Below are 26,402 nucleotides of genomic sequence, written 5' to 3'. Positions count from 1 at the left end.
TGCGATGCTATCGGGCCGACCTGTGCACTCCCGGTGCAGACCCTCACGGCGAGACGAAGAACAGCCAGTCGAGCATGCCGGGGTTGTGGGCGTGCACGAGCACCGCGAACACCACCGCGTCGAAGAGCAGGTGCACCGTGACGACGTACGCGAGCGAGCGCGTGCGCATGAAGATGAAGCCCTGCAGCAGCGCGAACGGGATCGTCAGGAGCGGCCCCCATGCGCGATAGCCCAGCTCCCACAGGAACGAGACGAACACGACCATCTGCAGCAGGTTGGACTGCCAGTCGGGGAAGTGGCGGCGCAGCAGCGCGAAGACGGTGCAGATGAAGAACAGCTCGTCCCAGATGCCGACGGCGCCGACCCCGACGAAAAGTCGCGCGATCAGGTCGGGCGTGTCGACCACCGGCCAGTTCAGGTACACGCCCGACGTCATGAAGTAGAACGGCAGGATCAGCCACCCGAGCACCAGCACGGCGACCAGCCACAGCCATTGGAACCGGGTCCAGCGGCCGCCGCCCCGCCAGGGGAACCGGATCGCGTGGTCACGATAGACCCACCGCGAGATCGCATACGGAACGGCGACGGCTCCCCCGAGCGCCACCGCGAACCGCACGATCGCGAGGTTGTCGAGCTCGGCCTCGAGCGGGATCGCGCTCACGATCAGCATGCCGACGGCGATCAGGGAGAGATCCCGCGTGAGGCTCGGCGGGCGATCGACGGATGCCGCATCCGCCGCGGCCGGCTCCGCGGAGGCACCTCGACGCTCGATGAGCACGGCGGTCACCAGCGCGGCGGCCAGCAGCAGCCAGCCGACCCACGGCACGCGCAGCACGAAGAAGCCGGGGGCGGCGAGGCAGGCCAGGAACGCCGGGACGAGGCCCCACGACCAGGCGGGTCGGACGGGCAGGGCGACGGCGGGTGCGGGCATGTCAGGCATCCAGGGGGTGGGCGATCTCGTCACGCGGCATCCGGGCGACGGCGATCACGACGAAGGCGAGCAGGAAGGGCACGAGCCCGGCGATGAGGAAGATGACGGGGATCGGCACGACCTCGGCGACGGGGCCTGCCAGCGCCATCGAGACCGGCATGAGGGCGAGCGAGACGAAGAAGTCGAGACTCGACACCCGGCCGAGCATGTGGCGGGGCACACGGCGCTGAAGGAGCGTGCCCCAGATCACATTGCCGTAGCTGAAGCCGAACCCGATGAGGAAGCACGACAGCACCATCAGCCAGTACACGTCCGTCACGCCAAGAACGATCATCGGCAGGGTGCTCAGGCCCCACACGAGGTTCATGACGGTCAGGTAGCGTCGCGGCAGCCGCATCGACGAGACCACGATCGAGCCGACGACTCCTCCGATGCCGATGGCGGCGAGCAGGAACGCGAACAGCCGCGGATCCTCTCCGATGCGCTCGCGGGTGACGAACGGGAGCAGCACCTCTTCCGGGCCCATCGTCACCAGCACCCAGATCGTCGCGTACAGCAGCGTCCACAGCAGCCACGGCGTGCGCAGGGTGAAGACGACGGCCTCCTTGAGGTCGTGGAAGACCCCCCGCGCCGAGGTCGGATCGGATGACGCGGACCCGTGGCGTCCCGTCTCGGCCGCCTCGTCGGCAGGCTCGGGCCGGACGAACATCAGCAGGACGAGCGCCAGGGCGTGGGCGCCGGCGATGACGAACGCCGCGTGGGCGGGGGCGATCACCGCCGCCACGACGACGCCCGCGACCGCGGGCCCCGCGGCCTGCTGCAGCGCCGGGCGGATCGCGCCTTCGAGACCGTTGGCCGCCAGCAGCTGCTCGGGCGGCAGCAGTCGCGGCAGGATCGCGCTGTAGGCCGGGAAGAAGAACCCCGCTCCGGCGCCGATGACGAACGCGGCGATCGCGAGGTGCGCGATCGTGACGGCGCCCATCGCTCCGGCCACGGCGACCGAGCCGGTGGCGAGCAGGTTCACGAGCTCGACCGCGCGCACGATGCCGCGGCGCGACAGCCGGTCGGCGGCGACCCCGCCGGGGATCGCGCACAGCAGCAGTCCGACCGCCATCGAGGCGGCCACGAGCGAGAGATCGACGGCGGTGCCCCCGGCGCCGATGACGGTGTAGACCATCACCACCGCCCACATGCCGGCACCGAAGATCGACAGCACGACCGCGCTGAACAGCATCCGGAAGTCGCGATGGCCGAGCGGGCGCACGAAGCGCCACGGATCTCGACGCGGCGGGACCGGAACCGGGATCGGCCCGGTGGCCCTCACCGGCGCGCTCCGCGCCGATAGGCGAGGTCGCGGATGCTGCGCCCCGCCCGGTCCCCCTTGCGCTCGAACGCCGTGAGCACCCGCCCGTCGAACCGTTCGGCCCACTCGCCGTCGAAGGCCCGCTCGAACTGCGGGGCCTCATCGAGCACTGCGCGCATCTGCAGCGCGTAGTCCTCCCAGTCGGTCGCGAGGCGCAGCATCCCCCCGTCGATCAGCGCCCCGGCGGCGATCGCGGCGAATTCGGGCACGACGAGGCGTCGCTTGGTGTGCTTCTTCTTGTGCCACGGGTCGGGGAAGAACACCCAGATCTCGCTGGCCGACGCCGCGGGCAGCAGGTGCTGGAGCACCTCGGGGGCGTTCGCCTCGACCAGACGCAGATTGGTGGCACCCGCACGGTCGGCGTCGAGCATCGTGCGCGCCAACCCCGCGCGGAAGACCTCGACGGCCAGGAAGTCGTCGCCGGGCCGCTGCGTCGCGGCGTGGACGACGGCGTGGCCCTGCCCCGAACCGATCTCGACGATCAGCGGCGCCTCCCGCTCCCAGACCTCGACCGGGTCGATCGTCGACCCCGGTCGGATGCTCGTGGCCGCCTCGCCCCGGGGCGCCGGAAGCAGGTAGCGCGGCGACAGCTCGCTCCACGCCCGCTCCTGGGCCTCCGACATCCGGCCGCTGCGCCGCACGAACGACACCGGGCGCGCGCGGAACGTGGGGGCGGGGTCGGACACCCCTCCAGGCTATTCGAGCGCGCCGGCGCCGCCGACCCTCCCCCGCACCGATCGCGGAGTCTGCCTCGGCGCGCCGCGGCTGCGGCGGTGGGGCGCGGGGTCAGCCGGTCACCCAGTCGATGAGCTCCTCGACGCGGCCGAGCAGCGCGGGCTCGAGATCGCGGTAGCTGTGCACCGAGGCCAGGATGCGCTGCCACGCCCGCGCGAGATCGGCCTGGTCCTCGGCGGGCCAGCCGAGCGCGCGGCACACGCCGGTCTTGTAGTCGACGCCGCGCGGAACCTCCGGCCAGCGCGCGATGCCGACGGCGCGCGGCGTGACGCACTGCCACACGTCGACGAAGGGATGCCCGACGATCTTGACGTGCTCTCCGTGGCGGCCGCGGGCGATCTCATCGGCGATGCGCGACTCCTTGGAGCCCGGCACCAGGTGATCCACCAGCACGCCGTAGCGGCGCTCGGCCGACGGCGGCTCGTCGTCGAGCGCTGCTGCGAGCAGATCGACGCCCTGGAGGTATTCGACGACGACGCCCTCGACGCGCAGGTCGTCGCCCCAGACCTTCTCGACCAGCTCGGCGTCGTGGCGACCCTCGACGAGGATGCGGCTCGCCCGGGCGACCCGGGCGCGCGCACCCGCGACGGCGAACGATCCCGACGCGGTGCGCGCGGGTCGACGGTCCCGCGCGGCCGCCGTCGGCGCGACGAGCACGACGTCTGCGCCGTCGATGAGGAATCCCGGCCCGAGCGGGAACAGACGCCTCGCCCCGCGGCGGTCTTCGAGTTCGACCAGGCCCGACTGCACACCGGTCACGGCGCCGCAGAACCCGTCGTCGGCCACCTCGACGACGAGGTCTGCGGATGCCTCGACGCGGGGCACCTCTCGGCGCTGCCGGTCGCGCCAGCCGGCAGCCAGAACGTCGGTTCCATAGCGGTCGTCCATCGCACCTCCGAAGACGGAAACTACCTGCGCCCGGACGTCGCGGACCTCCGGCACGCCGCCCGTGCCCCTACCCACGAATGCGCGCGACTGCATAGACTCTCGGCGGGGGCCGGGACGTGGCATCCCGGTGAAGGGGGTTCGATGCGCGCGCGATGGGCACTGTCGCTCACAGCGGCGCTCGCCCTGATGTTCGCGGCGACGACGTCCGCTTCTGCAACCGATCCGGTCGCCCTGGGGTCGCAGTACGTCCTCGACGATGCCGGTGCGCTGTCGGACTCGGAACGCACTGCGGCCGAGGAGCGACTGGAGCGGCTGAGCTCCGAAACAGACGTCGATCTGTGGGTCGTGTACGTCGACGAGTTCACCAACCCGTCCGACGCCGAGTCGTGGGCGGACCAGACCGCGATCGACAACGGCCTCGGGCCGAACCAGTACCTGCTCGCCGTCGCCGTCGACGCCCGCCAGTACTACCTCTCGGGTGACTCGGCGGGGCCGGTGAGCTTCGACCAGCTCGGGCAGATCGAACAGCAGCTCATCCAGCCCGAACTGTCCGCCGAGGACTGGTCGGGCGCCGCGATCGCGGCCGCCGACGGCCTGCAGGACGCCGCCGGCGGCGGGACCGGCGGATTCCCGATGTGGATCATCGTCGTGCTCGTCGTCGCCGCGATCGGCGTGGTGGCGTGGGTGATCATCCGCCGCAGACGCAGAGGTGTGGGCGGCAGTGCCGGCGGCGCCGACGCGGTGACCACCGCCGAGCTCGCCCGGCGTGCGGCATCCGCTCTGGTCGCCACCGACGACGCCCTCAAGACCAGCGAACAGGAGCTCGGCTTCGCGAAGGCCCAGTTCGGCGAGGCGGCGACCGCGCCGTTCCAGCAGGCGCTCGCCGCCGCGCGTGGCGCGCTCGACGAGGCCTTCACACTTCAGCAGCAGCTGGACGATTCCGAGCCCGATACCGAGCAGCAGGTCCGCGAGTGGAACACGCGCATCCTCGAACTGTGCGAGAACGCGAACCGCGAGCTCGACGAGAAGGCCGCCGACTTCGACGAACTGCGCAGGCTCGAGCAGAACGCGCCGGCCGCGCTCGAACGCATCCGCACCGAGAGCCGCACGGCAGCCGGGGCGCTGGATGCCGCATCCGCCACGCTCGCGACGCTCACCGGCCGCTACGCGCCCGAGGCGCTCGCGACCATCGCCGACAACCCCGAGCAGGCGCGCGACCGTCTCGCGTTCGCCGAAGAGCAGCTCGCCGCCGCACAGACCGCGATCGAAGGCGGCGACGGCGGCGAGGCCGCCATCAGCCTGCGTGCCGCCGAAGAGGCGGTCGGCCAGGCCGAGCTGCTCGAGCAGGCCATCGACAAGCTCGCCGCCGACCTCGCCGAAGCCGAGAAGACCGCCGCGACCCTCATCGCCGACATCGAGGGCGATATCGCGGCGGCGGGATCGCTGCCCGACCCCGACGGCCACGTCGCCGGGGCGATCGCGGCCGCGCGCACGCAGCTCGACGGCGCGCGCACCGACCTCGCCGGACCCGACACGCGCCCGCTCGCGGCGCTGGAACGGCTCGAAGGCGCCAACCGGCAGATCGACACGGTCATCCAGCAGGTGCGCGATGCCGCCGCACAGGCCGAGCGCGCACGGCAGATGCTCGGGCAGACGATCATGAAGGCGCAGGCGCAGGTCTCCGCCGCCGAGGACTACATCACGGCGCGCCGCGGAGCCGTCGGTGCCGAAGCGCGCACCCGGCTCGCGCAGGCCGGTGCCTCGCTCGTGCAGGCGCAGCAGCTGCAGGCCGGCGACCCGCAGACGGCCCTGCAGCACGCCCAGCGCGCCGATCAGCTGGCCGGCGAGGCGATCCGCTCCGCGCAGAGCGACGTCGGCTCGTTCGCGGGCGGCGGCGGCCTCCTGCCCACCGGACGCAGCAGCGGCGGTGGCGGAGGCGACCTCATGGGGGCCGTGCTCGGCGGCATCCTCATCAATTCCGCGGTCGGCGGCGGGCGCTCGTCGTCGTCGCGCAGGACCACGAGCCGGCCCTCGATGAGGACGTCGGGCGGGCTCAGCTCCAGCAGCTTCGGAGGCGGCGGCACCCGTCGGCGCCGCGGAGGAGGACGCTTCTGACCGCCGTCCTCGACCGACCCGTACGTCACCAACCATCCACAGGAAGGAAACCCCGATGGTAAAGCAGTCCATCTTCGGCCGGATCTCGACGCTCGTGAGGGCGAACATCAACGCGCTCCTGGACTCTGCGGAGGACCCGGAGAAGATGCTCGACCAGCTCGTGCGCGACTACACGAACAGCATCGCGGAGGCCGAGTCGGCGATCGCCGAGACCATCGGCAACCTGCGTCTGCTCGAGCGCGACCACGAGGAAGACGTCCAGGCCGCCACCGAGTGGGGCAACAAGGCCCTCGCGGCCAGCCGCAAGGCCGACGAGCTGCGCAGCGCCGGCAACACCGCCGACGCCGACAAGTTCGACAACCTCGCCAAGATCGCGCTCCAGCGCCAGATCAGCTCCGAGAACGAGGCGAAGGCCGCCGAGCCGACGATCGCATCGCAGTCCGAGGTCGTCGACAAGCTCAAAGACGGCCTCAACGGCATGAAGCAGAAGCTCGAGCAGCTCAAGACCAAGCGCAGCGAGCTGCTCGCGCGCGCCAAGACCGCCGAGGCGCGGAACAAGGTCCACGACGCCGTCAAGTCGATCGACGTGCTCGACCCGACCAGCGAGCTCGGTCGCTTCGAAGACAAGGTGCGTCGCCAGGAGGCCCTCGCCGCCGGCAAGCAGGAGCTCGCGGCATCCAGCCTCGACGCGCAGTTCAACCAGCTCGACGACGTCGGCGAGCTCACCGAGGTCGAGGCGCGGCTGGCCGCACTCAAGGGCGGCGGCAAGCCGGCCGCGGCTCCCGCGATCGACGCGCCCAGCGCCCCGTACACCCCGTAACCGACCCCCGCCGTCGTCGAGCGGACGAGGATGCACGCTTCACCCGGCGTGTCGCGTGCATCCTCGTCCGCTCGACCAGGTGTGAAGGATGATGGACGGATGACCCGCTTCGTCATCGTGCCGCAGTGGCAGGGCTCGCCGTCATCGCGGGCGATGCAGCTGATCGACGGCGCCCATGCGATCGCCGGCGATCTGCCCCGCGCTGCCTGCACCTGGGTGGACGTGCCGCTCGAAGCCGGCGAAGCCGTCGACACCGGCATCCATCGCTACAGCGCGTTGCAGCGCACACGGCTGGCCACCGACGAGGCCCTGGCCGGACACGCCGAGCCCGTGCTGCTGATCGGCGGCGACTGCGGCATCGCGGTCGCCGGCATAAGCCATGCCCGGTCGCGACACCCGGATCTCGCGGTCGTCTGGCTCGACGCCCACGGCGACCTGCACTCCCCCGAGTCGTCGGGTTCGGGGGCGTTCGGCGGAATGGCCCTGCGCGCCGTGCTCGACGGCGCCGCCGAGCCGCTCGGAATCGGCGGCGGCGGCGTCGCGGCCACCCGCGTCGTCCTCGCGGGTGCGCGCGATTGCGACGACGCCGAACTCGAGTACCGGGATGCCGCCGGCGTCCGCTGGCTGGATGCCGGCGCCCTCGCCCACCCCGAGGCGCTCGCCGACGCGGTGCGCGAGATCGGCGCCGCCGCGGTGTACGTGCACGTCGACCTCGACGTGCTCGATCCCGCCGAGATCACCGGTGTGACCGGGCCCGTGCCGTTCGGTGTGAGCGCCGCCGATCTGGTCGCGGCCCTCGCCCGGGTGCGCGACGCGGCACCATTGGTCGGCGCCAGCATCGCCGGTTTCGCCCCGTCCTCGCCGGCGTCGGCCATCGACGATCTCGGCACCATCCTGCGGATCGTCGGGGCCTTGGCGTGAGACCGCCGCCCGGCTGGCGCGAAGAGGCCGAGCGGCGCGTCGCCCGGGGCAGACGGTTCGACCGCCTCATCCCGCGGCTGCTGCTCGATTCGCCGGTGAGCCTGGTCGGCTATTGGTACGGCAGTGCGGTCGGATGGATCTGGGGCACGCTGTGGAGCACCGGGCCGATCGAGCGACGCGGAGAGCTGTGGGTGTTCCGGGGTATGCCCCGCTGGACCTTCCCGCGCGGCGGAGTGTGCGCGGGCGGATGCTTCCTCACCGGTGACGGCGTCATCGACGACCGCCTGCTCGCGCACGAGACCGTGCACCGGCACCAGTGGCGTCGGTACGGCTTCCTGATGCCGGTGCTGTACCTGCTGGCCGGCCGCGACCCGCTGCGCAACCGCTTCGAAATCGAGGCGGGGCTCGCCGACGGCAACTACGTGCCGCGTCGGTGAGTCAGGACGCCGGCGCCAGGCCGTAGTGCGCGGGAGTGTGCACGCGGTCGGCCGGAACGCCGCTGTCCACCAGGTGGTCGAGGATGTCGGCGGTGCCGAGGTAGCCGCCCATCAGGTGGATGCGCGTGTCATCGTCGTCAGCGCAGAGCATCTCATCCGCCCACGCCGTCACGGCGCGTGCGAGGGCTTGGCCGGGCGCGCAGCCCCGACCCGTGCCGGGCTCGCCCGATCGGGTCGAGCGGTCGAGCCACGTGACGACCATCCGAGCGGGGGCATCGATGCGGCCCACCCACGAGTCATCCGGGACCTCGACGAAGACACGGCCCGTCGAGCAGATCGGCAGCGTGGCCAGCAGCGCCTGCAGATCGGCGAGCGACGCCTCGTCGGCGGCGATCAGATGCTGCACGCGCGTGTGCCGCGAAGCGCGGCAGGCGGCGGGGCTGTGCTCGGTGGAGGTCATGACAGTTCCACTATACCCCTGGCAAGGGTTGCCTAACCTCACTCGGCGTATGCGATCGGCGTCACCGGATGAGCGATGCGCGCAACGCGACGAGCTCATCGGCCTCGAGGCCGTGGTCGCGCAGGTACGAGGCCGCCGACCCGTACCGATTCCGCACATCCGCCAGCAGGCTGCGCATCACGGGCGCGGGCGACCGGGTCGCGAGGTCTTCGAGGTGACGGGCGCCGGGATGCATCGATGCGAGGCGCTCGACCACCCGTCGGTTGCGCCACTCGGGCAGCAGGCTCTCGGTGCGGGCGTAGTCGGCGACGACGGCCTCTTCATCGACGCCCGCGGCGGCGAGCGCGATCGCGACGGTGACCCCTGTGCGGTCCTTGCCGACGGTGCAGTGGACGAGCACCGGCTGCGAGCCGGCGATCCCCCGCACGACGTCGACGACGCGCTCGGCCGAGCCGTCCACCAGCATCCGGTACATCTCGTCGAGGCTGACGTCCTGCTCGAAGAACGACGCCACCGAGCCGAGGAAGAGCGGCACCCGCTGGACCGCCGACGCGAGGGGACCGGGGGTCGGTGCGTGGGCGACCTCGTCGTCGGCGCGCAGATCGATGATCCGCTGCAGGCCGAGCCTCTCCAGCTGCGCCACTCCCGTGGCGTCGAGCTGGGCGAGACTGCCCGAGCGGTAGAGCACGCCGCCACGGGTGAACCCGCCCGCGGCGGGGAGCCCGCCGACATCGCGCAGGTTCACCGCTCCCGAAACGGTGGGGTCGGCAGCGGTCACCGCGCTGCGCCGGCGGAGTCGCGCGCCGGCACCGGGTAGCGCCCGGCGATCGCCACACGGTTGAACGCGTTGATCGACACGAGAATCCAGCTGAGGGCGACGTACTCGCTCTCGCTCAGGATGCCGCCGACGCGGTCGTACACGTCGTCCGGCACACCGCCCTCGTGGATGAACGTGTGGGCCTCTGCGAGCTCGAGCCCTGCCCGCTCGCGGTCGGAGAAGACCCCCGACTCGCGCCACACCGGCAGCTGCGCGATCACGTCGGCGTCCACGCCGGCCTCCACGGCCCGGTCGACGTGCACCCTGACGCAGTACGCGCACCCGTTCAGCTGCGAGACGTGCACCTGGACGAGCTCCTTGAGTCGCGCATCGATGCCCGCCTCGTCGGCGAGCTGGCCGACGGTCTTCGAGAAGCCGGCGAGCGCCTGGTAGGCCGGCGGCGCCGACTTGGACAGGTGGACGCGGCGCTCCTCGCTCATGGCGCCAGCCTACCCGCGCCCCCCGTCGCAGGAGTGCGTCATGATGGAGCGGTGAGCGAACCCACCGACGAGTTCTCGTTCCTTCCCGAGCAGGCCGCCGACCTCGGCGTGGCCGGCGCCCTCCCCCGCGGTGAGCGCGTGGACCTCACGCTCGGAGACGGCCGCAACCTGAGCGCCCTGCGCTATTCACCGGACGGCGCCGACGCGCCCCCGGCCGTGACCTTCCTGCACGGCGCCGGGCTCAACGCCCACACGTGGGACACCACGATCCTCGCGCTCGGGCTGCCCGCGCTCGCCGTCGATCTGCCCGGTCACGGCGACTCCTCGTGGCGTGACGACGCCGCCTACGTCGCGCGCGTGCTCGCTCCCGATGTGGCCGCGGCGATGGATGCCTGGACGACGGGCCCGCAGCTGCTGGTCGGCCAGTCCCTGGGCGGACTGACCGCGGCGGCCGTCGCGGCATCCCGCCCCGACCTGGTGGACCGGGTCGTCATCGTCGACATCACACCCGGGATCGACCCGAACGGCGGCGCCGCACAGCTTCGCCAGTTCTTCGCCGGACCGACCGACTGGGCGACGCGCGACGAGATGGTCGAGCGCGCACTCGCCTTCGGCCTCGGCGGATCGCGCCGGGCGGCGGAGCGCGGCGTGTTCCACAACTCGCGGCGACGCGCCGACGGACGCTTCGAATGGAAGCACCACTTCGCACACCTGGCCGCAGCCGCAGCCGCCGATCCCGACGTCGCCGAGGCCGCCGCGGCGCGCGGAGACGCGCTCTCGGCCGTGCTGGGAGAATCGGGCTGGCAGGATCTGGCCGAGGTCACGGCGCCCATCACGTTCATCCGCGGTGACCACGGGTACGTCACCGATGCGGATGCCGCGCTGTTCCACGAGCGCGTGCCCGGCGCCGTCATGGAGGTCATCGCCTCGGGCCACAACGTTCAGGAGGAGCGGCCGGGCGAGCTCGGTCGGCGCCTGCGCGAGCTCGCCGGGAAGCATTGACCCCGCGAAGTCGTTGCACGTCAAGAGTTCGGCGGTGCGGCGCGCGGTTCTCTAGGCTGGGGTATCGCACCGGCGCTCCTGCCGATCCACCCCCGGGATCCGGCATCCCGCACAGCACGCGGATGCCTCTCGAAAGGACTTCCATGTTTCGTCGCACAGCTTTGGCGGCGGCCGGCCTGCTGGCCGCCGGCGCGCTGGTTCTGACCGCCTGCACCGGCGAGTCGGAGCCCACGCCCACCACGACGGGCGTGCCGGACGCGGACGCGTCGGTCGCGATCCGTCTGGTGCTCGAGCCGGGCAACCTCGACATCCGGCAGACCGCCGGCGCGGCGCTGGACCAGATCCTGATGGACAACATCTACCAGGGGCTGGTCTCGCGGACCCCCGAGCAGGACATCGTCCCCTCCCTCGCCGAGGACTACACCGTCTCGCCCGACGGGCTGACCTACACGTTCACGCTGCGGGAGGGAGTCACCTTCCACGATGGTCAGGAGCTCACGCCCGACGATGTGGTGTGGTCGCTGCAGACCCGCAAGGACACCCCGGAGTGGCGGGATGCCGCCCGCCTGGCGAACGTGGAGTCGATCACCGCCGACGGCCAGGAGATCACGCTGACCCTCACCGAGCCCGACTCGTCGCTGCTGTGGAACCTGACCGGGCGTGCCGGGGTGATCCTCAAGGAGGACGACTCGGTCGACTACCAGACCGAAGCCAACGGCACCGGCCCGTTCGTGCTCGACAGCTGGCGGCAGGGCGATTCGATCACGTTCACCCGCAACGAGGAGTACTGGGGAGACGCGGCCGGGGTCGCCGAGGTCGTCTTCGCGTACATCCCCGACAACCAGGCCGCCCTCAACGCGGCATCCGCCGGTGAGGTGGATGTGGTGACCGGGTTCGACGCGAACCTGACCGAGCAGATCGAAGCGACCGGTGACTTCACCGTCGTGCTGGGACAGTCCACCGACAAGGGCACGCTCGCGTTCAACCAGAAAGAGGGCAGCCCGCTGGCCGACCAGCGGGTGCGGCAGGCGATCCGCCAGGCGATCGACCACGCCGCGATCATCGAAGCCCTCGCTTCCGGTGAGGAGATGTACGGGCCGATCCCGCAGCTCGACCCCGGCTATGAGGACCTCTCCGATGTGGCCCCGTACGACCCCGAAGCCGCCCGCACCCTGCTGCAGGAGGCCGGCGCCGAGGACCTCGAGCTGACGCTGACGATCCCGAACTTCTACGCGACCACGATCCCCACCATCCTGGTCTCCGACCTCAACGAGGTCGGCATCAGCCTGCAGGTCGAGTCCGTCGACTTCTCGACCTGGCTCAACGACGTCTACATCAACCAGGACTACGACCTCAGCTTCGTGCTCCACACCGAAGCCCGCGACTTCGAGAACTGGGCAAACCCCGACTACTACTTCACCTACGACAACCCCGAAGTGCAGGACCTCTACGCCCAGTCCCTCGCCGCCGTCGACGAAGCCGAAGCCGCCGCCCTGCTCGCCGAGGCCGCCCGCATCGTCTCCGAAGACGCCGCCGCCGACTGGCTGTACAACGGCGCGTCCGTCATCGCCGTCGGCAGCGGCATCGCCGACATGCCCTCGATCAACGTGAACGAGCGGCTCAACCTCGCCGAACTCGTCAAGAGCGACGGGTGATCCGATACACGCTGACACGACTGGCCCTGCTGCTGCTCGGCCTCTTCGTCGCCAGCGTGCTGATCTTCGTCACCCTTCGAGTCCTGCCCGGCGACGTCGCGCAGCTGATCGCGGGCGTCAACAGCACGCCCGCTCAGATCGAGGCGATCCGTGAGCGGTTGGGCCTGAATCAGCCCCTCACCGCGCAGTACGTCGACTGGATCGGAGGCGTGTTCCGAGGTGACCTCGGCACGTCGCTGCTGACCGGTTCGAGCGTGGTCGACCAGCTCGCCGAGAAGGCGCAGGTGACCCTGCCGCTGGGCATCCTGGCGCTCGTGATCGCCATCGCCTTCAGCGTTCCGCTCGGCGTGATCTCGGCGATCCGCCGCGGACGCGCCGACGGCACCGCGCTCAACGTCGGTGCGCAGGCACTCGCCGCCGTCCCCGTCGTGTGGGCCGGGATGATGCTCGTCGTCGTGTTCGCGGTGTGGCTCGGCTGGCTGCCGGCACAGGGCTTCCCCCGCGCCGGGTGGGAGGATCCGGCGGCTGCGCTGCGGGCCCTCATCCTGCCGGCCCTGACGATCGGCATCATCGAGGGCGCGATGCTGCTGCGGTTCGTGCGCAGCGCCACCCTGCAGGCGGCAGGACAGGATCACGTCCGCACGGCCGCTGCCAAGGGCCTCACCCGCAACGCGGCCCTCATCCGGCACGGACTCCCCGACGTGGGCCTGTCGGTGGTGACCGTGCTCGGTCTGCAGATCGCCGGCATCATCGTGGGCGCCGTCATCATCGAGGAGCTGTTCTCGCTGCCCGGCATCGGGCGGATGCTGGTGGAGGACGTCGGAGCCCGCGATCTGCCCAAGGTGCAGGGCGAGCTGCTCGTCCTCACGGGCTTCGTCCTCATCGTCGGCTTCGTCGTCGACCTCGCACATCGACTCATCGACCCTCGACAGCGGGAGGCCGCGTGAACGGGCGCTGGGGTTGGCTGCGGCGATTGTGGCGACTGTCGACAGGACGGTTCGGCCTCATCGTCGTCGCCGTCGTGCTGGCGACCGCGGCCGTCTCGCTGGTGTGGACGCCGTTCGACCCCCAGCAGGTCGACATCCCCAACCGCTGGCTGCCGCCGGGGTGGCCTCACCTCCTCGGCACCGACGGGTCGGGCCGCGACATCCTGAGTCTGCTGATGGCCGGGGCGCGCACGACCGTGCTCGTCGCCGTCGGCGCCGGCATCGTCGCCACGGTCATCGGCATCGCGCTCGCCGCGCTGGGCGCGCTGACCGCGCGCTGGGTGCGCGAGTCGGTGGCGGTGCTGGTCGACATCCTCATCGCCTTCCCCGTGCTCATCATCGCGATGATGATCTCGGCGGTCTGGGGCGGGTCGCTCGCCGTCGTGATCTGGTCGGTGGGCATCGGCTTCGGCGTCAACATCGCGCGCGTCACCCGTCCGGAACTGCGCCGTGTGCTGCACAGCGACTTCGTGCTCGCCGGCCGGGCGATCGGTCTCACTCCCACGCAGAACCTCGTGCGCCACCTGCTTCCCAACGTCGCCCCGGTCTTCATCGTGCAGCTGAGCTGGGGCATGGCCGTTGCGGTGCTGGCCGAGGCGGGACTCAGCTACCTCGGCGTCGGAGCACCCGTGACCGAGCCCAGCTGGGGTGTGCTGTTGGCCGAACTGCAGCAGTTCATCACGGTGCACCCGCTCTCGGTGCTGTGGCCGGGACTCGCGATCACCTTCACGGTGCTGGGCCTGAACCTGCTCGGCGACGGCCTGCGCGAAGCCACCGACCCGACCCTCAGCCGCCGTGACCGCGCGGCGCGCACGCACGTGCCCGAGGTGGTCGCATGACGCTCGAAGTGCGCGGCCTCACCATCGACATCGGCGATCGACGCGTCGTCGACGGCGTCTCTTTCGACGTGCCGGACGGCGCGAGGGTCGGACTCATCGGCGAATCGGGATCCGGCAAATCGCTCACGGCACTCGCCGTGCTCGGGCTGCTGCCCGACGGAGCGCTCGCGAGCGGCAGCATCCGGTGGGACGGGCGCGAGCTCATCGGCCTCCCGGATCGTGAGCTGGCGCGCCTGCGCGGCGACGACATCGGCATCGTCTTCCAAGAGCCGCGCACCGCGCTCAACCCGATCCGCACGGTGGGCCGCCAGATCTCGGAGTCGATCCGCATCCATCAAGACGTGTCGAAACGCGACGCCGCCGCCCGCGCCGTCGCAGAGGCCGCCCGCGTCGCGCTGCCCGACCCCGAACGCATCGTGTCGCGGTACCCGCACCAGCTCTCGGGCGGGCAGCGCCAGCGCGTCGCGATCGCGATGGCGCTCGCATGCCGACCGAAGCTGCTCATCGCGGACGAGCCGACGACCGCTCTGGATGTGACCATCCAGTCCGAGATCCTCGACCTGCTGCTGTCGCTGGTCGAGGACGACGGCATGTCGCTCGTCTTCATCACCCACGACCTCGCCGTGCTGTCGCAGATCGCGACGCACGGAATCGTCCTCGAGGACGGCCGTGTCGTCGAGGACGCGCCGGTCTCGCAGCTGCTGACGAAGCCGCGGTCGCCGGTGACGCAGGGACTGCTGCGCGACGCGACGGCGACCCTCTGGCGACCGGGAGGACAACCGTGAGCGGGATGCTGCTCAGCGCGCGCGGCCTGACGCGCCGCTTCCCCGGCCCGCGACCGGCGGCATTCGCCAAGCGGCCGGTGACCACCGCACTCGACGACGCCGACATCGACGTGCGCGAGGGATCCGCACTCGGCCTGATCGGCGAGTCGGGGTCGGGCAAGTCCACGCTGGTGAGACTTCTGCTCGCCCTCGACACCCCGACCTCGGGCACCGTCGAATTCGACGGGCGACCCGTGGATGCGACCGCCGGAGCGCGGTCGCTGCACTGGCTGCGCCGGCAGACAGGGATCGTCTTCCAGGATCCGTACGCGTCGCTCGACCCGCGCATGAGCGTCGGACGCATCGTCGCCGAACCGCTGTGGGCCCTGGGCATCGAGGGCGACCGCCGGGCGCGCGTGCGCGACGTGCTGACCGATGTCGGACTCGAGCCCGACATGGCGGACCGCTTCCCCCACGAGTTCTCGGGCGGGCAGCGCCAGCGGATCGCACTCGCGCGCGCCATCGTGCATCGCCCGCGCCTGCTGATCGGCGATGAGCCGCTGTCGGCCCTCGACGTCACGGTGCGCGCGCAGATCCTCGAACTGTTCGCACTGCTGCGCGAGCGCGACGGCATGACGCTGCTGATCGTGTCGCACGACATCGGCATCGTGCAGAACCTGTGCGACGAGGTCGTCGTCATGAAGGACGGCCGCATCGTCGAGGAGGGTCCGACCGAGAAGGTGCTGCTCGAGCCCCAGGTCTCGTACACGCGTCGTCTGCTCGCGTCGATCCCCGTCATCGACCCCGGACGGTCCTGAGAATCAGCATCCCGGGCGGGAATCACCGGCGCGACGCCGATTGCCGTCCGGCACGCCGATTCTCGAGGCTTGCGGCTGCGGCGTCGGAGACCGCCGCTAGCGTGAGAGGCATGCACGCGATCGTCCCCCCGTACCTGCTCGCACGGATCGCGGCTGCGCCCGAACCGGGCTGGGCCCATGCCGCCGAGGCCGCGCGCGCGACGCTCGCCGCGCCGCTCGCGTACCGGCCGCCCCGCACGCGGCTGCGCCTGTCGATCGAAGACGGCGACACCCTCGTCGCCGAGAGCGTGCCGGCGCCCGACCGCACGATCTCGGATGCCGGCGGCCGCGAGGCGCTGCCGGGCGTGCGCGTGCGGGGCGAGGACGACCCGCCGACCGGCGACGCCGCGGCGGACGAGGCCTTCGACGGGCTCGGCTCGACGTTCGACTTCTTTCAGGACGCGTATTCCCGAAACGGCATCGACGGGGCCGGCGGCCCGCTCCTGGCGACCGTGCACTACGGCGTCGAATACGACAACGCCTTCTGGAACGGCGAGCGCATGGTGTTCGGCGACGGCGACGGTGAGATCTTCGCCGGGTTCACGCGCTCGCTGACCGTGGTCGCCCACGAGCTCGCGCACGGCGTCATCGACGCGTCGGGCGGACTCACCTACCGCGGGCAGTCAGGCGCGCTGAACGAGTCGATCGCCGATGTGTTCGGTGCGCTCACCGAGCAGCACGCGCTCGGCCAGTCCGCATCGGCGGCATCGTGGCTCATCGGCGAGGGGATCTTCACTCCCGCGGTCGAGGGTCGCGCTCTGCGCTCGCTCGCCGCTCCCGGCACCGCCTACGACGACGATGTGCTCGGCCGCGACCCGCAGCCCGCCCACATGCGCGACTTCGTCGTCACGCGCGACGACAACGGCGGCGTGCACATCAACTCCGGTATCCCCAATCGAGCCTTCCACCTCGCCGCAGCAGCACTCGGCGGCTTCGCGTGGGAGCGTGCGGGGCTCATCTGGTACCGCACCCTCACGAGCGGATTGCTCACGCCTCTGGCCGACTTCACGACCTTCGCGGCCGCGACCCTGGCGACGGCCCGGGCGGAGTACGGTGAGGACTCGGAGGAGGCCGCCGCCGTCCGCGCAGGCTGGGTGGGCGTCGGCGTGTGGGACGACGATGGACGAACCGCGACCACGCGAGACTGAAGCCCCGCGCGACGCCGCCGGCGACGTCGAAGTCGGCGTTGCGCGCACGGGCGGCATCGCCGGCATCCGTCGTGAATGGAGGGCGAGTCCGCCGCCCGACCAGACCGCCGCGTGGATCGAGCTCATCACCCGGTGTCCGTGGGACGTGACGAGCCCGGGCGGGGCCGCGGGTGGGGCCGACCGGTTCGTCTGGAGCATCCGCGCCCGATGCGAGGGCGATGTGCGACGGGCGGAACTGGGCGACGCCGAGGTCACCGGCGCGTGGCGCGACCTGGTCGACGCCGTGCGTGCAGGAGACACGGGCGGGGTCAGCGACCGAACAGCGCCTTCTTCTTCTTGACCGGCTTGAGTGACTTCTGCAGATAGATCGTGCCGAGCCAGCGCCCGAACTTGAAGCCGACACGACCCATGCGGCCGACCTCGGTGAACCCCAGCTTCTCGTGCAGCGCGACGGATGCCTCGGCACCCTTGTCGCTGATGACGGCCACCAGCTCGCGGATGCCGGCCTGCTCGCACGCCTCGATGAGCGCCTCGAGCAGTGCTCGACCCAGTCCCTTGCCTGCGGCTGCCTGACCGAGGTAGATCGAGTTCTCGACGGTGTAGCGGTACGCCGACTTCCCGGTCCACGGCTGCACGTAGGCATATCCGAGCACCTGTCCGCTGGGCGACTCGGCGACCAGGAACGGCAGCGACAGCTTGCGCAGATACGCGACCTTCTCGCGCCACTGCGCCATCGTCCACTTCTTCTCGTCGAAGGTCACGACCGAGTTGGTCACGTAGTAGTTGTAGATCTCGCGGATGTCGGGGATGTCGCCGTCGCGCACCGGTCGGATCTCGTACGAGAACGGACGCTCGGGTTCGGATCCGCGACGCAGATGGCGCGGCAGCCGACGACGGGTCTTCTCGTACTCCTCCTCCAGCATGACGCCCAGCCTAAGCGCCACCTTGCGGTCCGTCGGCGGCCGGCGGGATGCGCCAGTCGACCGGCGGAGCGCCCTGGCGTTCGAGCAGGGTGTTCGCGGCCGAGAACGGGCGGGACCCGAAGAACCCGCGCGACGCCGACAAGGGCGACGGATGCGGCGACTCGACCGACGGCGTCTCGCCCAGCATCGGCCGCAGGCCTGCGGCATCCCGGCCCCACAGGATCGCGACGAGCGGACGGTCGCGCGCGACGAGAGTGCGGATCGCGTGCTCGGTGACCGCTTCCCACCCCCACCCGCGATGGGATGCCGGCGCTCCGGGCGAAACGGTCAGCACGCGGTTGAGGAGCATGACGCCCTGATCGGCCCAGGCCGAGAGGTCACCGTGCTCGGCCGGCGGCACGCCGAGGTCGGACTCGAGCTCACGGTAGATGTTGGCGAGGCTGCGGGGCAGCGGCCGCACGTGCGCGTCGACCGCGAAGGAGAGACCGATCGGGTGCCCCGGGGTCGGGTACGGGTCCTGCCCCACGATGAGCACGCGGACATCGGTGAGAGGACGCTGGAACGCGCGGAGCACGCGGTCGCCGGCGGGCAGATAGCGGCGGCCGGCGGCGACTTCGGCGCGCAGCCTCTCGCCGAGCGCGGCGATGTCGGGGGCGACCGGTGCGAGTGCCGCCGCCCACCCCGCATCGATCAGACCCGCCGCAGCGAGCTCGTCGAGACCCATCGCCATCGCTCAGGCGCTCCCGGGCAGCGCGGCGTCCTCCTCGGCGACCGTTCCGCGGAACGACCACGGGAAGTCGATCCATCGACCGGTGTCGCGCCACGAGTAGTCGGGCTGGATGATCGTCGTCGGCTTGGTGTAGATCGTCGCCGACCGCACCTCGTCCGCGTGGCCGGCGATGAGGCCGACCGCGAGGTCGAGCGTGCGACCGCTGTCGGCGACGTCGTCGACCAGCAGCACGCGGCATCCGGCCAGGGACGCGACATCGAGTGCGGGGGTCAGCACGACGGGTTCATCGAGCACCGTTCCGATGCCGGTGTAGAACTCGACGTTGATCGCGCCGCAGTGCTTCACCCCGAGGCCGTAGGCGATCGCTCCCGCCGGCAGCAGTCCGCCGCGTGCGATCGCGACCACCACGTCCGGGGCATAGCCGTCCGCGACGATCGCGCGGGACAGTGCGCGGCACGCCGCGCCGAAGAGGTCCCAGGTGAGCGTCTCGCGTTGTTGATCGTCGGTCACGGGCATCCCTCTCCGTTCTTCACCAGCCTACGGGGCGCCCCGTCCACAGGCCCGCCCGCCGGGCCGGATCCGGACCGGCCGCAATGGTAGCCTCGCCGACGTGTCTCCCGCCTCCGGTCGCCTCCGCGCCACCGCCCTCGGCATCACCGCGGGCCTCATCGGCTGGTTCATCCTCGTGGAGATCACCAGCGGCATCCTCCAGGGCTACTACGTGCCGCTGTTCAGCGACATCGTCGTCGAGCTCGGAATCCACGATTCGGATGTGAACTGGTTCGAGGCGGCTCAGCTGCTGCTGTCGTCACTGGTCGTGCCGGTGCTCGCCAAGCTCGGCGACATGTACGGCCACAAGCGCGTGCTGCTGATCGCGACCGTGATCACCGCCGGCGCGACGTGGTGGCTGGCCTTCGCCGGGTCGTTCTGGACGTTCCTGCTCGCGTGGGCTCTGCAGGGCTTCTACGTCGTGTGGCTGCCGCTCGAGATCGCGCTGATCTTCGAACGCGGCCGCACGCAGAACCGCGGCGTCTCGCTCACGCGGCGTGCGGCGGGCCTGCTGGTGGTCGGTCTCGAGGCCGGCGCGATCATCGGTGCACTCGCGGCAGGCCGCATCTTCGATGCGACCGGCGGTGACCTCACGGTGACGCTGATGATCCCTGCGGTCGTGGTGACCGCCGTCATCTTCGTCATCTGGTTCGGCGTGCCCGAATCCGAGCCGTTGCCCGGTCGCAAGCTCGACACGGGCGGTTTCGTCATCCTCGCGCTCGGACTGCTGCTGATCACGAGTTCGCTGACGCTCCTGCGCCTGAGCGGCCCCGGCCTGATCTGGGTCTGGGTGCTGCTGGCACTCGGCCTCGGCGCCCTCGTCTGGTTCGTCCGGTACGAGCTGCGTCAGCAGGACCCGGCCATCGACATCCGCGTGCTGCGCCGCCCCGAGATGTGGCCGGTGCAGGCGACCGCGTTCCTCATCGGCATCAGCCTGCTGGGCGCCCAGGGACCCCTGTCGACGTATGCCGGCACCGACAGCTCGCTCGGGTACGGACTCGGACTCGACGCGACCGGCCGCTCGAACATCATCGGCCTGTACCTCGTATCCCTCATCGTCGGCGCGATCCTGTTCGCCGTCACCTCGCGCAAGGCGAGCCCCCGCGTCATCCTGATCATCGCCGCGGCGATGGTCGGCGTCGGCTACCTGCTGTTCCTGCCGTTCCACACCGAGCTGTGGCAGGTGCTCGTCAATCTGTCGATCGCAGGCATCGGGTCGGGTGCGCTCGTCGGAGCGATGCCCGCCGCGGCGGCCGCGGCGGCTCCCCGCGGTCAGACGGGTGTGGCATCCGCGCTTACCAACACGACGAAGACGATCGGCGGCACCTTCGCATCGGCCGTGTTCGGCGTCGTGCTCGCGGTGGGTGCGGGCGCGGTCGCGAGCGAGACCGCCGCGTCGCTCGGCGGCTACCTCGCAGTGTGGGCGATCTGCGCCGCCGGCGGCATCCTGGCCGCGATCCTGCTGTTCTTCGTGCCGAAGGTCGCGTTCGCCGACACGATGGACGAGGAACTGGATGCCGCAGCCGGCGAGTCGCAGGTCATCTGAGGACGCGCGGTTCACGACCGCGTCGATGCGAGATCAGGCGGGCTGCTCGCCGATGCGGGGCCGCAACGGGCCCCGCGCCAGCAGGTGCTGCGCGGACTGCGCAACGGGGCGCATCGTGACCAGATCGAGGTTGACGTGCCCCGGTGCGTCGAGCGCGTACCCGATCACGTCGGCGACGTCGTCGGCGGTGAGGGGCTCGGCGACACCCTCGTAGACCGCGTCGGCCGCGCTCGCATCGCCGCCCAGGCGATTGAGCGCGAACTCTTCGGTGCGCACCATCCCCGGCGCCACCTCGACCACGCGGATCGGCTCGCCGTTCAACTCGAGGCGCAGCGCACGCGCGAGCATCGACTCCGCTGCCTTCGCGGCGTTGTAGCCGCCCCCGCCCGGGTAGGCCAGCTGGGCGGCGGTCGACGTGACGAACAGCGTGTCGGCGTGACCGTCTTCCAGGGCGGCGGCGCGCAGCAGCGGCAGCAGTGCGACCACGAGTCGCTGCGCCGACAGCACGTTGACGTCGTACATCCACCGCCAGTCGGCCAGCGCACCGTCCTCGACGCGGTCCGCTCCGCGGGCGCCTCCTGCGACGTGCACGAGCGCATGGACGGGGCCCGAGTCGGCGAGCCACTCGGTGAGCGCGGCGACGTCGGCGTCGCGCGTCAGGTCGGCCGCGTACGCGACGGCACCGGTATCGTGCTCGAGCGCCGCCAGGCGGTCGGCGCGGCGCGCGACGGCAACCACGTCCCAGCCCCGGCGACGCAGGATCTGGGCGGTCGCCGCGCCGATCCCCGAACTCGCACCCGTCACCACAGCCCGTCGTGTCACCATGCCCTCAACGCTACCCGCTGTGTTACGTAACATTTCCCGGCCGTTGTCCGTCGCGGAACGCCTGCCTATCGTCGCTGGTGGCCGTCCGGCATCCCGCCCCGGCCCGACCGACCACAGGAGCTTGCCATGTCCGCACCCGAGAACTGGCGTTTCGAGACCAAGCAGATCCACTCGGGCGCGCAGCCCGACCCGGTGACGAAGGCTCGCGCCACGCCGATCTACCAGACCACGTCCTACGTGTTCGACAACACCGATCACGCCGCGAATCTGTTCGCGCTCGCCGAGTTCGGAAACATCTACACCCGCATCATGAACCCGACGCAGGACGTCGTCGAGCAGCGCGTCGCGGCGCTCGAAGGCGGCACGGGTGCGCTGCTGGTCGCGTCGGGGCAGGCGGCCGAGACGTTCGCGATCCTCAACATCGCCGAGGCGGGCGACCACATCGTCTCGTCGAGCTCGATCTACGGCGGCACCTACAACCTGTTCAAGTACACGCTGGCCAAGCTCGGCATCGAGACGACGTTCGTCGAGAACCAGGACGACCCCGAGGAGTGGCGTGCCGCGGTGCGCCCGAACACGAAGCTCTTCTTCGCCGAGACGATCGGCAACCCGAAGATCAACGTGCTCGACATCCGCACCGTCGCCGACGTCGCCCACGAGGCGGGTGTGCCGCTGATCGTCGACAACACGATCGCCACCCCGTACCTCATCCGCCCGTTCGAGCACGGCGCCGACATCGTCATCCACTCGGCGACGAAGTTCCTCGGCGGCCACGGCACGGTCATCGGCGGTGTCATCGTCGACGGCGGCTCCTTCGCCTGGTCGCAGAACGTCGAGAAGTTCCCGGGCCTCACCGAGCCCGACCCGTCGTACCACGGCGCGTCGTACACCACCGCGGTCGGCGACGGTCTCGCGTACATCATCAAGGCCCGCGTGCAGCTGCTGCGCGACCTCGGCTCGGCCATCTCGCCGCAGAGCGCGTGGCTGCTGATCCAGGGCATCGAGACCCTGTCGCTGCGCATCGAACGCCACGTGCAGAACGCGCAGGAGATCGCCGAGTGGCTCGAGAACCAGGATGACGTCGCGTCGGTGAACTACTCGGGCCTGCCGACCTCGCCGTGGTACGCGGCCGCCAACACGTACGCCCCGAAGGGCGTCGGCGCCGTGCTCTCGTTCGAGCTCAAGGGCGGGGTCGAGGCGGGACGCGAGTTCGTCAACTCGCTGACCCTGTTCTCGCACCTCGCCAACATCGGCGACGTGCGCTCGCTGGTGATCCACCCGGCCTCGACCACCCACTCGCAGCTGACGCCGGAGCAGCAGCTGACCGCGGGCGTGACCCCGGGCCTGGTGCGTCTGTCCGTGGGCATCGAGAACGTCGATGACCTCAAGGCCGACCTCGAGCAGGCGCTCGCCGCCGCTCGTCGGGTCGGAGAGGCCGCCCACGCCTGACCTGTGCAAGGGAAGACGGATGCCCCGGGCCTCGGTCCGGGGCATCCGTGCGTCGGGGCCCAACCCCGATCGACGTTTCGTCAGGCGGTATCCCACCAGCGCAGCACCCGCAGCGCGCGCAGGGTGATCCAGCGGCTGGCGAAGCCCTCGGGGTGGCTGACGTCGATGAGCTGCGGACCCTCGTGGTGCAGCTCGCGCGCCCAGCGGCCGTCCGCCATCCGCTTGGACCGGAGCAGGTCGATCGCGGGACCGAGTCGGTCGTCGCGCCGATCGGCGATGCGGAAGTGCTCGAGGCCCCGCAGCGCGTCGTAGTACCACCGCACCGGATACGACGACATGGTGAACCGCGGGTCGGCGGCCCGGCCCGTCGACCGCCGGCGGAACAGCGCGCGGTCGAGCAGATAGTCCTCACCTGCCCGACGCGCCGCCGTGACCGCGTCGGATGCCTGACCGGCCCGCTCCCACGCGAGAAGCCCCTCGATCGCGCAGATCGTGGAGTGGAACGACGAGGTCCGTGCGCCGTACTCGGCCCAGCAGTTCCAGCCGCCGTCGTCGAGGCGTCCGTCCACCAGGGTCCGGGCGATGCGGTCGCCGCTCTCACCGAAGTGCGCGGTGATCGACAGCGCGACGCCGTTGATGCACGGCTCGACCTCGCCGTCGAAGTACGGCTCGCCGGCGTGCTCCCACCGCACGTGCTCGCGCACCCGCGCGATCGCCGCACGCGCCTGGCCGGACGCAGGGTCGAGTCCGAACTCGGCGAGCGCCTGCAGCGAGAAGTGGGTCGCCGTCCAGGCGTCGAAGAAGGGCCGCTCCTCGTCCGCCCATCCCGGCCGGTACGTGCCGCCGTCCCATCGGCCGTCGTCGGCCTGGGCGGCCAGCAGCTCGGCACCCCACCCCTCCGTCGCGACGCGGGCGCGCTCGACCGCGACGGCCGCAGGTGAGGCATCCGTGAGATCGCGCATCACCTGCCACCGGATCGCGGGGTCGGAGTCCAGCAACCACTCGATGACGTCCACGGCACCACGATAGCGCCGGCCGCCCCCACCGCCCCCTTCCTTCGAGCGGACGGGAATGCACGCGACACGCCGCGATCAGCGCGCATCCTCGTCCGCTCGAAGGAAGGGGGCGGCGTAACACGACGGCGGGGTGGGTGCGGCACCGGCAGAATGGACCGATGGACTGGCAGACCTCCGAGTCCAACCGAATTCTGACATCCCTTGACGCAGCCGACCTCGTGCGAGCCCGCCGCGGACACGTCAGGAATTCCGCGAAACTCGGCGCCGCACGCGATCAGCCTCTGGGCCGAGCTCGGGGTCGCCGAGCAGGGTGAGGACGAAGTCCCTGCCACCCTTCCGGTCCAGTCGGTTGATCGGCCGAAGGAAGAAGATGCGGCTGCTGCCAAGTTCGGGAGTCTGGACGAACTGCTTCATCTGCTCGACGTTCGTCGACCTGGCGCTCGTACACAGCGCCGCGGCCAGGGCTTCGCGCTCTTGGGGTCCTTCGGCAGCCAGATACATCGCTGCCAGGCGATCCCAGTGGGGTGCGGCACCACGGGTTTCGAAGCTCCTCGCGATCCACGCTCGTGTCTCGTCGTCGCCTCCGCGCTGGCTAAGGTGGAGAAACGCAACATCAAAAATGCGTTCATCGGCGTAGCCGCGGCCCGTCATCCGATCGTATGTTTCGGTCACCCCTGCGCGCGACAGGTCAGCTTTGAACGGAGCTAGCTTCCGCTTCCGCTCCAGCGAGCGCGCCTGCTGCTGTTCGCGACGTTCGTCGACCTCGGCTCTGTAGGCCGGGTCGTCACGATACCGAGCCGCGAGTTCCGCTTCGATCTCGCTCGCAGACCAGCCAGGCATGAAGCGAGCATACGACGTACGGCGCGGGCTCGCGTCGTAACGTTCCGCCCCCACAGAGCCGCGGCAGTTACTTTGGAATCTGGCGCACAAGCGTGAAAGGACGCCTTTAGATGGACTGGCAGACCTCCGAAGACACCGTGCCGTCGGCGCCGGTGACGGAGGCCGACGCGCGCCTGCTGCGCGCCCGCCCACCCGCGACGGGCGCGTGGCGCGACGGCGATCCCGCCGGCGAGCGCCAGTTCGCCGCGTTCGGCCCGTTCCGCACCGAGGGCGGCGCCGAGCTGCCCGGATACCGACTCGCCTACGAGACCTGGGGCGAGCTCAACGCGGCCCGCGACAACGCCGTGCTGGTGCTGCACGCCCTCACCGGCGATGCGCACGTGCGCGGTCCCGCCGGACCCGGACATGCGACCGCCGGGTGGTGGGACGACATCGTCGGCCCCGGCGCACCGATCGACACCGACCGCTGGTTCGTCGTCGCTCCGAACATGCTGGGCGGATGCCAGGGGTCGACCGGCCCGTCGAGTGTCGCGCCCGACGGGTACGAGTGGGCGTCGCGGTTCCCGTACCTGACGATCCGCGATCAGGTCGCCGCCCACGTGCGGCTCGCCGACGCGCTCGGCATCGACACCTGGGCGGGCGTGGTCGGCGGCTCGATGGGCGGCATGCACACCCTGGAGTGGGCGATCGGCCATCCTGACCGGGTCGCGCGTGCCGCGATCCTGAGTGCCCCACCGGTCAACACGGCCGACCAGATCGCCCTCAACTCGGTGCAGCTCGAAGCGATCCGCATCGACCCGCGCTTCGCCGGCGGCGAGTACTACGACGCCGACGATGGCGACGGCCCCCACCGCGGCCTCGCCCTCGCCCGCCGCATGGCGCTGCTGAACTACCGCTCCCCGACCGAGCTGAACCAGCGCTTCCAGCGCTCGTGGCAGTCCGGCATCAGCCCGCTCGGCCACGGCGGGCGGTTCGCCGTCGAGTCGTACCTCGACTTCCACGGCAACCGCTTCACCCGCCGGTTCGACGCCAACTCGTACCTGGTCCTGGTCGAGGCGATGAATTCACACGACGTCGGCCGCGGTCGCGGGGGCGTCGAGGACGCCCTCGCCCGCGTCACCGCGACCACCCTCGTGCTCGGCATCGACAGCGACCGTCTCTTCCCGATCGGGGGGCAGCACCGCATCGCCCGCGGCATCCGCTCGACCCTCGACGGCGACGAGGCCGTGGTGCTCACCAGCGATTACGGTCACGACGGCTTCCTCATCGAGACGCACGCCGTCGGCGCGCATCTGCGCCGCCTGCTCGACGCGTGACGCCGGCGCGGGTTCGCGCCCAGGCTCGCG

At 71.0% G+C, this 26,402-nt stretch carries 28 protein-coding genes; 15 read left to right on the top strand and 13 right to left on the bottom strand.

The features are described 5' to 3' along the window. Positions 1-43: 43 nt before the first annotated feature. The 4 genes from ABD663_RS06030 to ABD663_RS06015 all read right to left on the bottom strand — a co-directional run bounded on the left by ABD663_RS06030 (position 44) and on the right by ABD663_RS06015 (position 3,917). On the bottom strand, positions 44-940 hold the full coding sequence (locus ABD663_RS06030) for a CPBP family intramembrane glutamic endopeptidase (protein WP_344737127.1): 897 nt from the start codon (positions 938-940) through the stop codon (positions 44-46). After that, the gene (locus tag ABD663_RS06025; protein WP_425561768.1) at positions 933-2,165 is read right to left on the bottom strand and encodes an MFS transporter; all 1,233 of its coding nucleotides are present in this window, start codon (positions 2,163-2,165) and stop codon (positions 933-935) included. The genes ABD663_RS06030 and ABD663_RS06025 overlap by 8 nt, the downstream gene beginning before the upstream one ends. 86 nt (positions 2,166-2,251) lie before the next feature. Next, on the bottom strand, positions 2,252-2,917 hold the full coding sequence (trmB, locus tag ABD663_RS06020) for a tRNA (guanosine(46)-N7)-methyltransferase TrmB (protein WP_344737126.1): 666 nt from the start codon (positions 2,915-2,917) through the stop codon (positions 2,252-2,254). A gap of 163 nt (positions 2,918-3,080) precedes the next feature. Continuing rightward, the gene (locus ABD663_RS06015) at positions 3,081-3,917 is read right to left on the bottom strand and encodes a DUF3097 family protein (protein ID WP_344737044.1); all 837 of its coding nucleotides are present in this window, start codon (positions 3,915-3,917) and stop codon (positions 3,081-3,083) included. Positions 3,918-4,058: 141 nt separating this feature from the next. Between ABD663_RS06015 and ABD663_RS06010 the strand changes: the two genes are divergently transcribed. From ABD663_RS06010 to ABD663_RS05995, 4 genes are all read left to right on the top strand, one after another. Further along, entirely contained in the window at positions 4,059-6,032 is a 1,974-nt protein-coding gene (locus ABD663_RS06010) for a TPM domain-containing protein (RefSeq protein WP_344737043.1), read from the top strand. A 55-nt stretch (positions 6,033-6,087) separates the two neighbouring features. Continuing rightward, complete coding sequence (locus tag ABD663_RS06005) at positions 6,088-6,852, top strand: PspA/IM30 family protein (RefSeq protein WP_344737042.1); 765 nt, start codon at positions 6,088-6,090, stop codon at positions 6,850-6,852. Between the two features lie 99 nt (positions 6,853-6,951). After that, on the top strand, positions 6,952-7,773 hold the full coding sequence (locus ABD663_RS06000) for an arginase family protein (protein WP_344737041.1): 822 nt from the start codon (positions 6,952-6,954) through the stop codon (positions 7,771-7,773). Beyond that, positions 7,770-8,210 (top strand): Fe-S oxidoreductase, encoded by a 441-nt coding sequence (locus ABD663_RS05995; RefSeq protein WP_344737040.1) that lies wholly within the window; start codon positions 7,770-7,772, stop codon positions 8,208-8,210. Before ABD663_RS06000 ends, ABD663_RS05995 begins: the two co-directional genes overlap by 4 nt. Position 8,211: 1 nt before the next feature. Here ABD663_RS05995 and ABD663_RS05990 read toward each other — a convergent pair whose 3' ends face one another. The 3 genes from ABD663_RS05990 to ABD663_RS05980 all read right to left on the bottom strand — a co-directional run bounded on the left by ABD663_RS05990 (position 8,212) and on the right by ABD663_RS05980 (position 9,927). Next, positions 8,212-8,670: an SIP domain-containing protein gene (locus ABD663_RS05990; protein ID WP_344737039.1), complete on the bottom strand. Its 459-nt coding sequence runs from the start codon at positions 8,668-8,670 to the stop codon at positions 8,212-8,214. A gap of 61 nt (positions 8,671-8,731) precedes the next feature. After that, the gene (locus ABD663_RS05985; RefSeq protein ID WP_344737038.1) at positions 8,732-9,448 is read right to left on the bottom strand and encodes a tyrosine-protein phosphatase; all 717 of its coding nucleotides are present in this window, start codon (positions 9,446-9,448) and stop codon (positions 8,732-8,734) included. Next, complete coding sequence (locus tag ABD663_RS05980; RefSeq protein WP_344737037.1) at positions 9,445-9,927, bottom strand: carboxymuconolactone decarboxylase family protein; 483 nt, start codon at positions 9,925-9,927, stop codon at positions 9,445-9,447. The genes ABD663_RS05985 and ABD663_RS05980 overlap by 4 nt, the downstream gene beginning before the upstream one ends. A gap of 51 nt (positions 9,928-9,978) precedes the next feature. Here ABD663_RS05980 and ABD663_RS05975 point away from each other — a divergent pair, with 51 nt between their 5' ends. The 8 genes from ABD663_RS05975 to ABD663_RS05940 all read left to right on the top strand — a co-directional run bounded on the left by ABD663_RS05975 (position 9,979) and on the right by ABD663_RS05940 (position 17,518). Continuing rightward, positions 9,979-10,929, top strand: coding sequence for an alpha/beta fold hydrolase (locus ABD663_RS05975; protein WP_344737036.1), 951 nt, complete (start codon positions 9,979-9,981; stop codon positions 10,927-10,929). 143 nt (positions 10,930-11,072) lie between these two features. Beyond that, positions 11,073-12,584, top strand: a complete 1,512-nt coding sequence (locus ABD663_RS05970; protein WP_344737035.1) for an ABC transporter substrate-binding protein — start codon at positions 11,073-11,075, stop codon at positions 12,582-12,584. Beyond that, positions 12,581-13,531, top strand: coding sequence for an ABC transporter permease (locus ABD663_RS05965; protein ID WP_344737034.1), 951 nt, complete (start codon positions 12,581-12,583; stop codon positions 13,529-13,531). The genes ABD663_RS05970 and ABD663_RS05965 overlap by 4 nt, the downstream gene beginning before the upstream one ends. Further along, entirely contained in the window at positions 13,528-14,409 is an 882-nt protein-coding gene (locus ABD663_RS05960) for an ABC transporter permease (protein ID WP_344737033.1), read from the top strand. The genes ABD663_RS05965 and ABD663_RS05960 overlap by 4 nt, the downstream gene beginning before the upstream one ends. Then, positions 14,406-15,194, top strand: coding sequence for an ATP-binding cassette domain-containing protein (locus ABD663_RS05955; RefSeq protein WP_344737032.1), 789 nt, complete (start codon positions 14,406-14,408; stop codon positions 15,192-15,194). The genes ABD663_RS05960 and ABD663_RS05955 overlap by 4 nt, the downstream gene beginning before the upstream one ends. 5 nt (positions 15,195-15,199) lie before the next feature. Continuing rightward, complete coding sequence (locus ABD663_RS05950) at positions 15,200-15,991, top strand: ABC transporter ATP-binding protein (protein WP_344737125.1); 792 nt, start codon at positions 15,200-15,202, stop codon at positions 15,989-15,991. A gap of 110 nt (positions 15,992-16,101) precedes the next feature. Further along, on the top strand, positions 16,102-17,178 hold the full coding sequence (locus ABD663_RS05945) for a M4 family metallopeptidase (RefSeq protein WP_344737031.1): 1,077 nt from the start codon (positions 16,102-16,104) through the stop codon (positions 17,176-17,178). Then, positions 17,150-17,518 carry a protealysin inhibitor emfourin gene (locus ABD663_RS05940; protein ID WP_344737030.1) on the top strand — a complete coding sequence of 123 codons (369 nt, stop codon included), beginning with the start codon at positions 17,150-17,152 and terminating at the stop codon, positions 17,516-17,518. Before ABD663_RS05945 ends, ABD663_RS05940 begins: the two co-directional genes overlap by 29 nt. On the opposite strand, the gene ABD663_RS05935 is transcribed toward ABD663_RS05940, so the two are convergent. From ABD663_RS05935 to ABD663_RS05925, 3 genes are read right to left on the bottom strand one after another with little or no spacing between them, the layout of a single operon-like run. Then, entirely contained in the window at positions 17,487-18,101 is a 615-nt protein-coding gene (locus tag ABD663_RS05935) for a GNAT family N-acetyltransferase (protein ID WP_344737029.1), read from the bottom strand. The genes ABD663_RS05940 and ABD663_RS05935 overlap by 32 nt on opposite strands. A gap of 10 nt (positions 18,102-18,111) precedes the next feature. Then, positions 18,112-18,831, bottom strand: a complete 720-nt coding sequence (locus tag ABD663_RS05930) for a uracil-DNA glycosylase (protein ID WP_344737028.1) — start codon at positions 18,829-18,831, stop codon at positions 18,112-18,114. A 3-nt stretch (positions 18,832-18,834) separates the two neighbouring features. Beyond that, positions 18,835-19,347 (bottom strand): phosphoribosyltransferase, encoded by a 513-nt coding sequence (locus tag ABD663_RS05925; protein ID WP_344737027.1) that lies wholly within the window; start codon positions 19,345-19,347, stop codon positions 18,835-18,837. Between the two features lie 94 nt (positions 19,348-19,441). Here ABD663_RS05925 and ABD663_RS05920 point away from each other — a divergent pair, with 94 nt between their 5' ends. Next, the gene (locus ABD663_RS05920) at positions 19,442-20,926 is read left to right on the top strand and encodes an MFS transporter (RefSeq protein WP_344737026.1); all 1,485 of its coding nucleotides are present in this window, start codon (positions 19,442-19,444) and stop codon (positions 20,924-20,926) included. Between the two features lie 33 nt (positions 20,927-20,959). Here the strand turns inward: ABD663_RS05920 and ABD663_RS05915 are convergent, their stop codons facing one another. After that, on the bottom strand, positions 20,960-21,751 hold the full coding sequence (locus ABD663_RS05915; protein ID WP_344737025.1) for an SDR family oxidoreductase: 792 nt from the start codon (positions 21,749-21,751) through the stop codon (positions 20,960-20,962). A 126-nt stretch (positions 21,752-21,877) separates the two neighbouring features. Here ABD663_RS05915 and ABD663_RS05910 point away from each other — a divergent pair, with 126 nt between their 5' ends. Then, entirely contained in the window at positions 21,878-23,200 is a 1,323-nt protein-coding gene (locus tag ABD663_RS05910; protein WP_344737024.1) for a bifunctional o-acetylhomoserine/o-acetylserine sulfhydrylase, read from the top strand. Between the two features lie 80 nt (positions 23,201-23,280). On the opposite strand, the gene ABD663_RS05905 is transcribed toward ABD663_RS05910, so the two are convergent. Then, positions 23,281-24,216: a hypothetical protein gene (locus ABD663_RS05905; protein ID WP_344737023.1), complete on the bottom strand. Its 936-nt coding sequence runs from the start codon at positions 24,214-24,216 to the stop codon at positions 23,281-23,283. 240 nt (positions 24,217-24,456) lie between these two features. Then, a complete protein-coding gene (locus tag ABD663_RS05900; protein ID WP_344737022.1) occupies positions 24,457-25,056 on the bottom strand; it encodes a hypothetical protein in 600 nt (199 codons plus the stop codon). Between the two features lie 110 nt (positions 25,057-25,166). Between ABD663_RS05900 and metX the strand changes: the two genes are divergently transcribed. Then, the gene (gene metX / locus ABD663_RS05895; RefSeq protein WP_344737021.1) at positions 25,167-26,372 is read left to right on the top strand and encodes a homoserine O-acetyltransferase MetX; all 1,206 of its coding nucleotides are present in this window, start codon (positions 25,167-25,169) and stop codon (positions 26,370-26,372) included. Positions 26,373-26,402 lie beyond the last annotated feature (30 nt).

Source organism: Microbacterium awajiense (assembly GCF_039536545.1).
GTDB lineage: Bacteria > Actinomycetota > Actinomycetes > Actinomycetales > Microbacteriaceae > Microbacterium > Microbacterium awajiense.
This window is presented reverse-complemented; position numbering and strand designations above follow the sequence as displayed.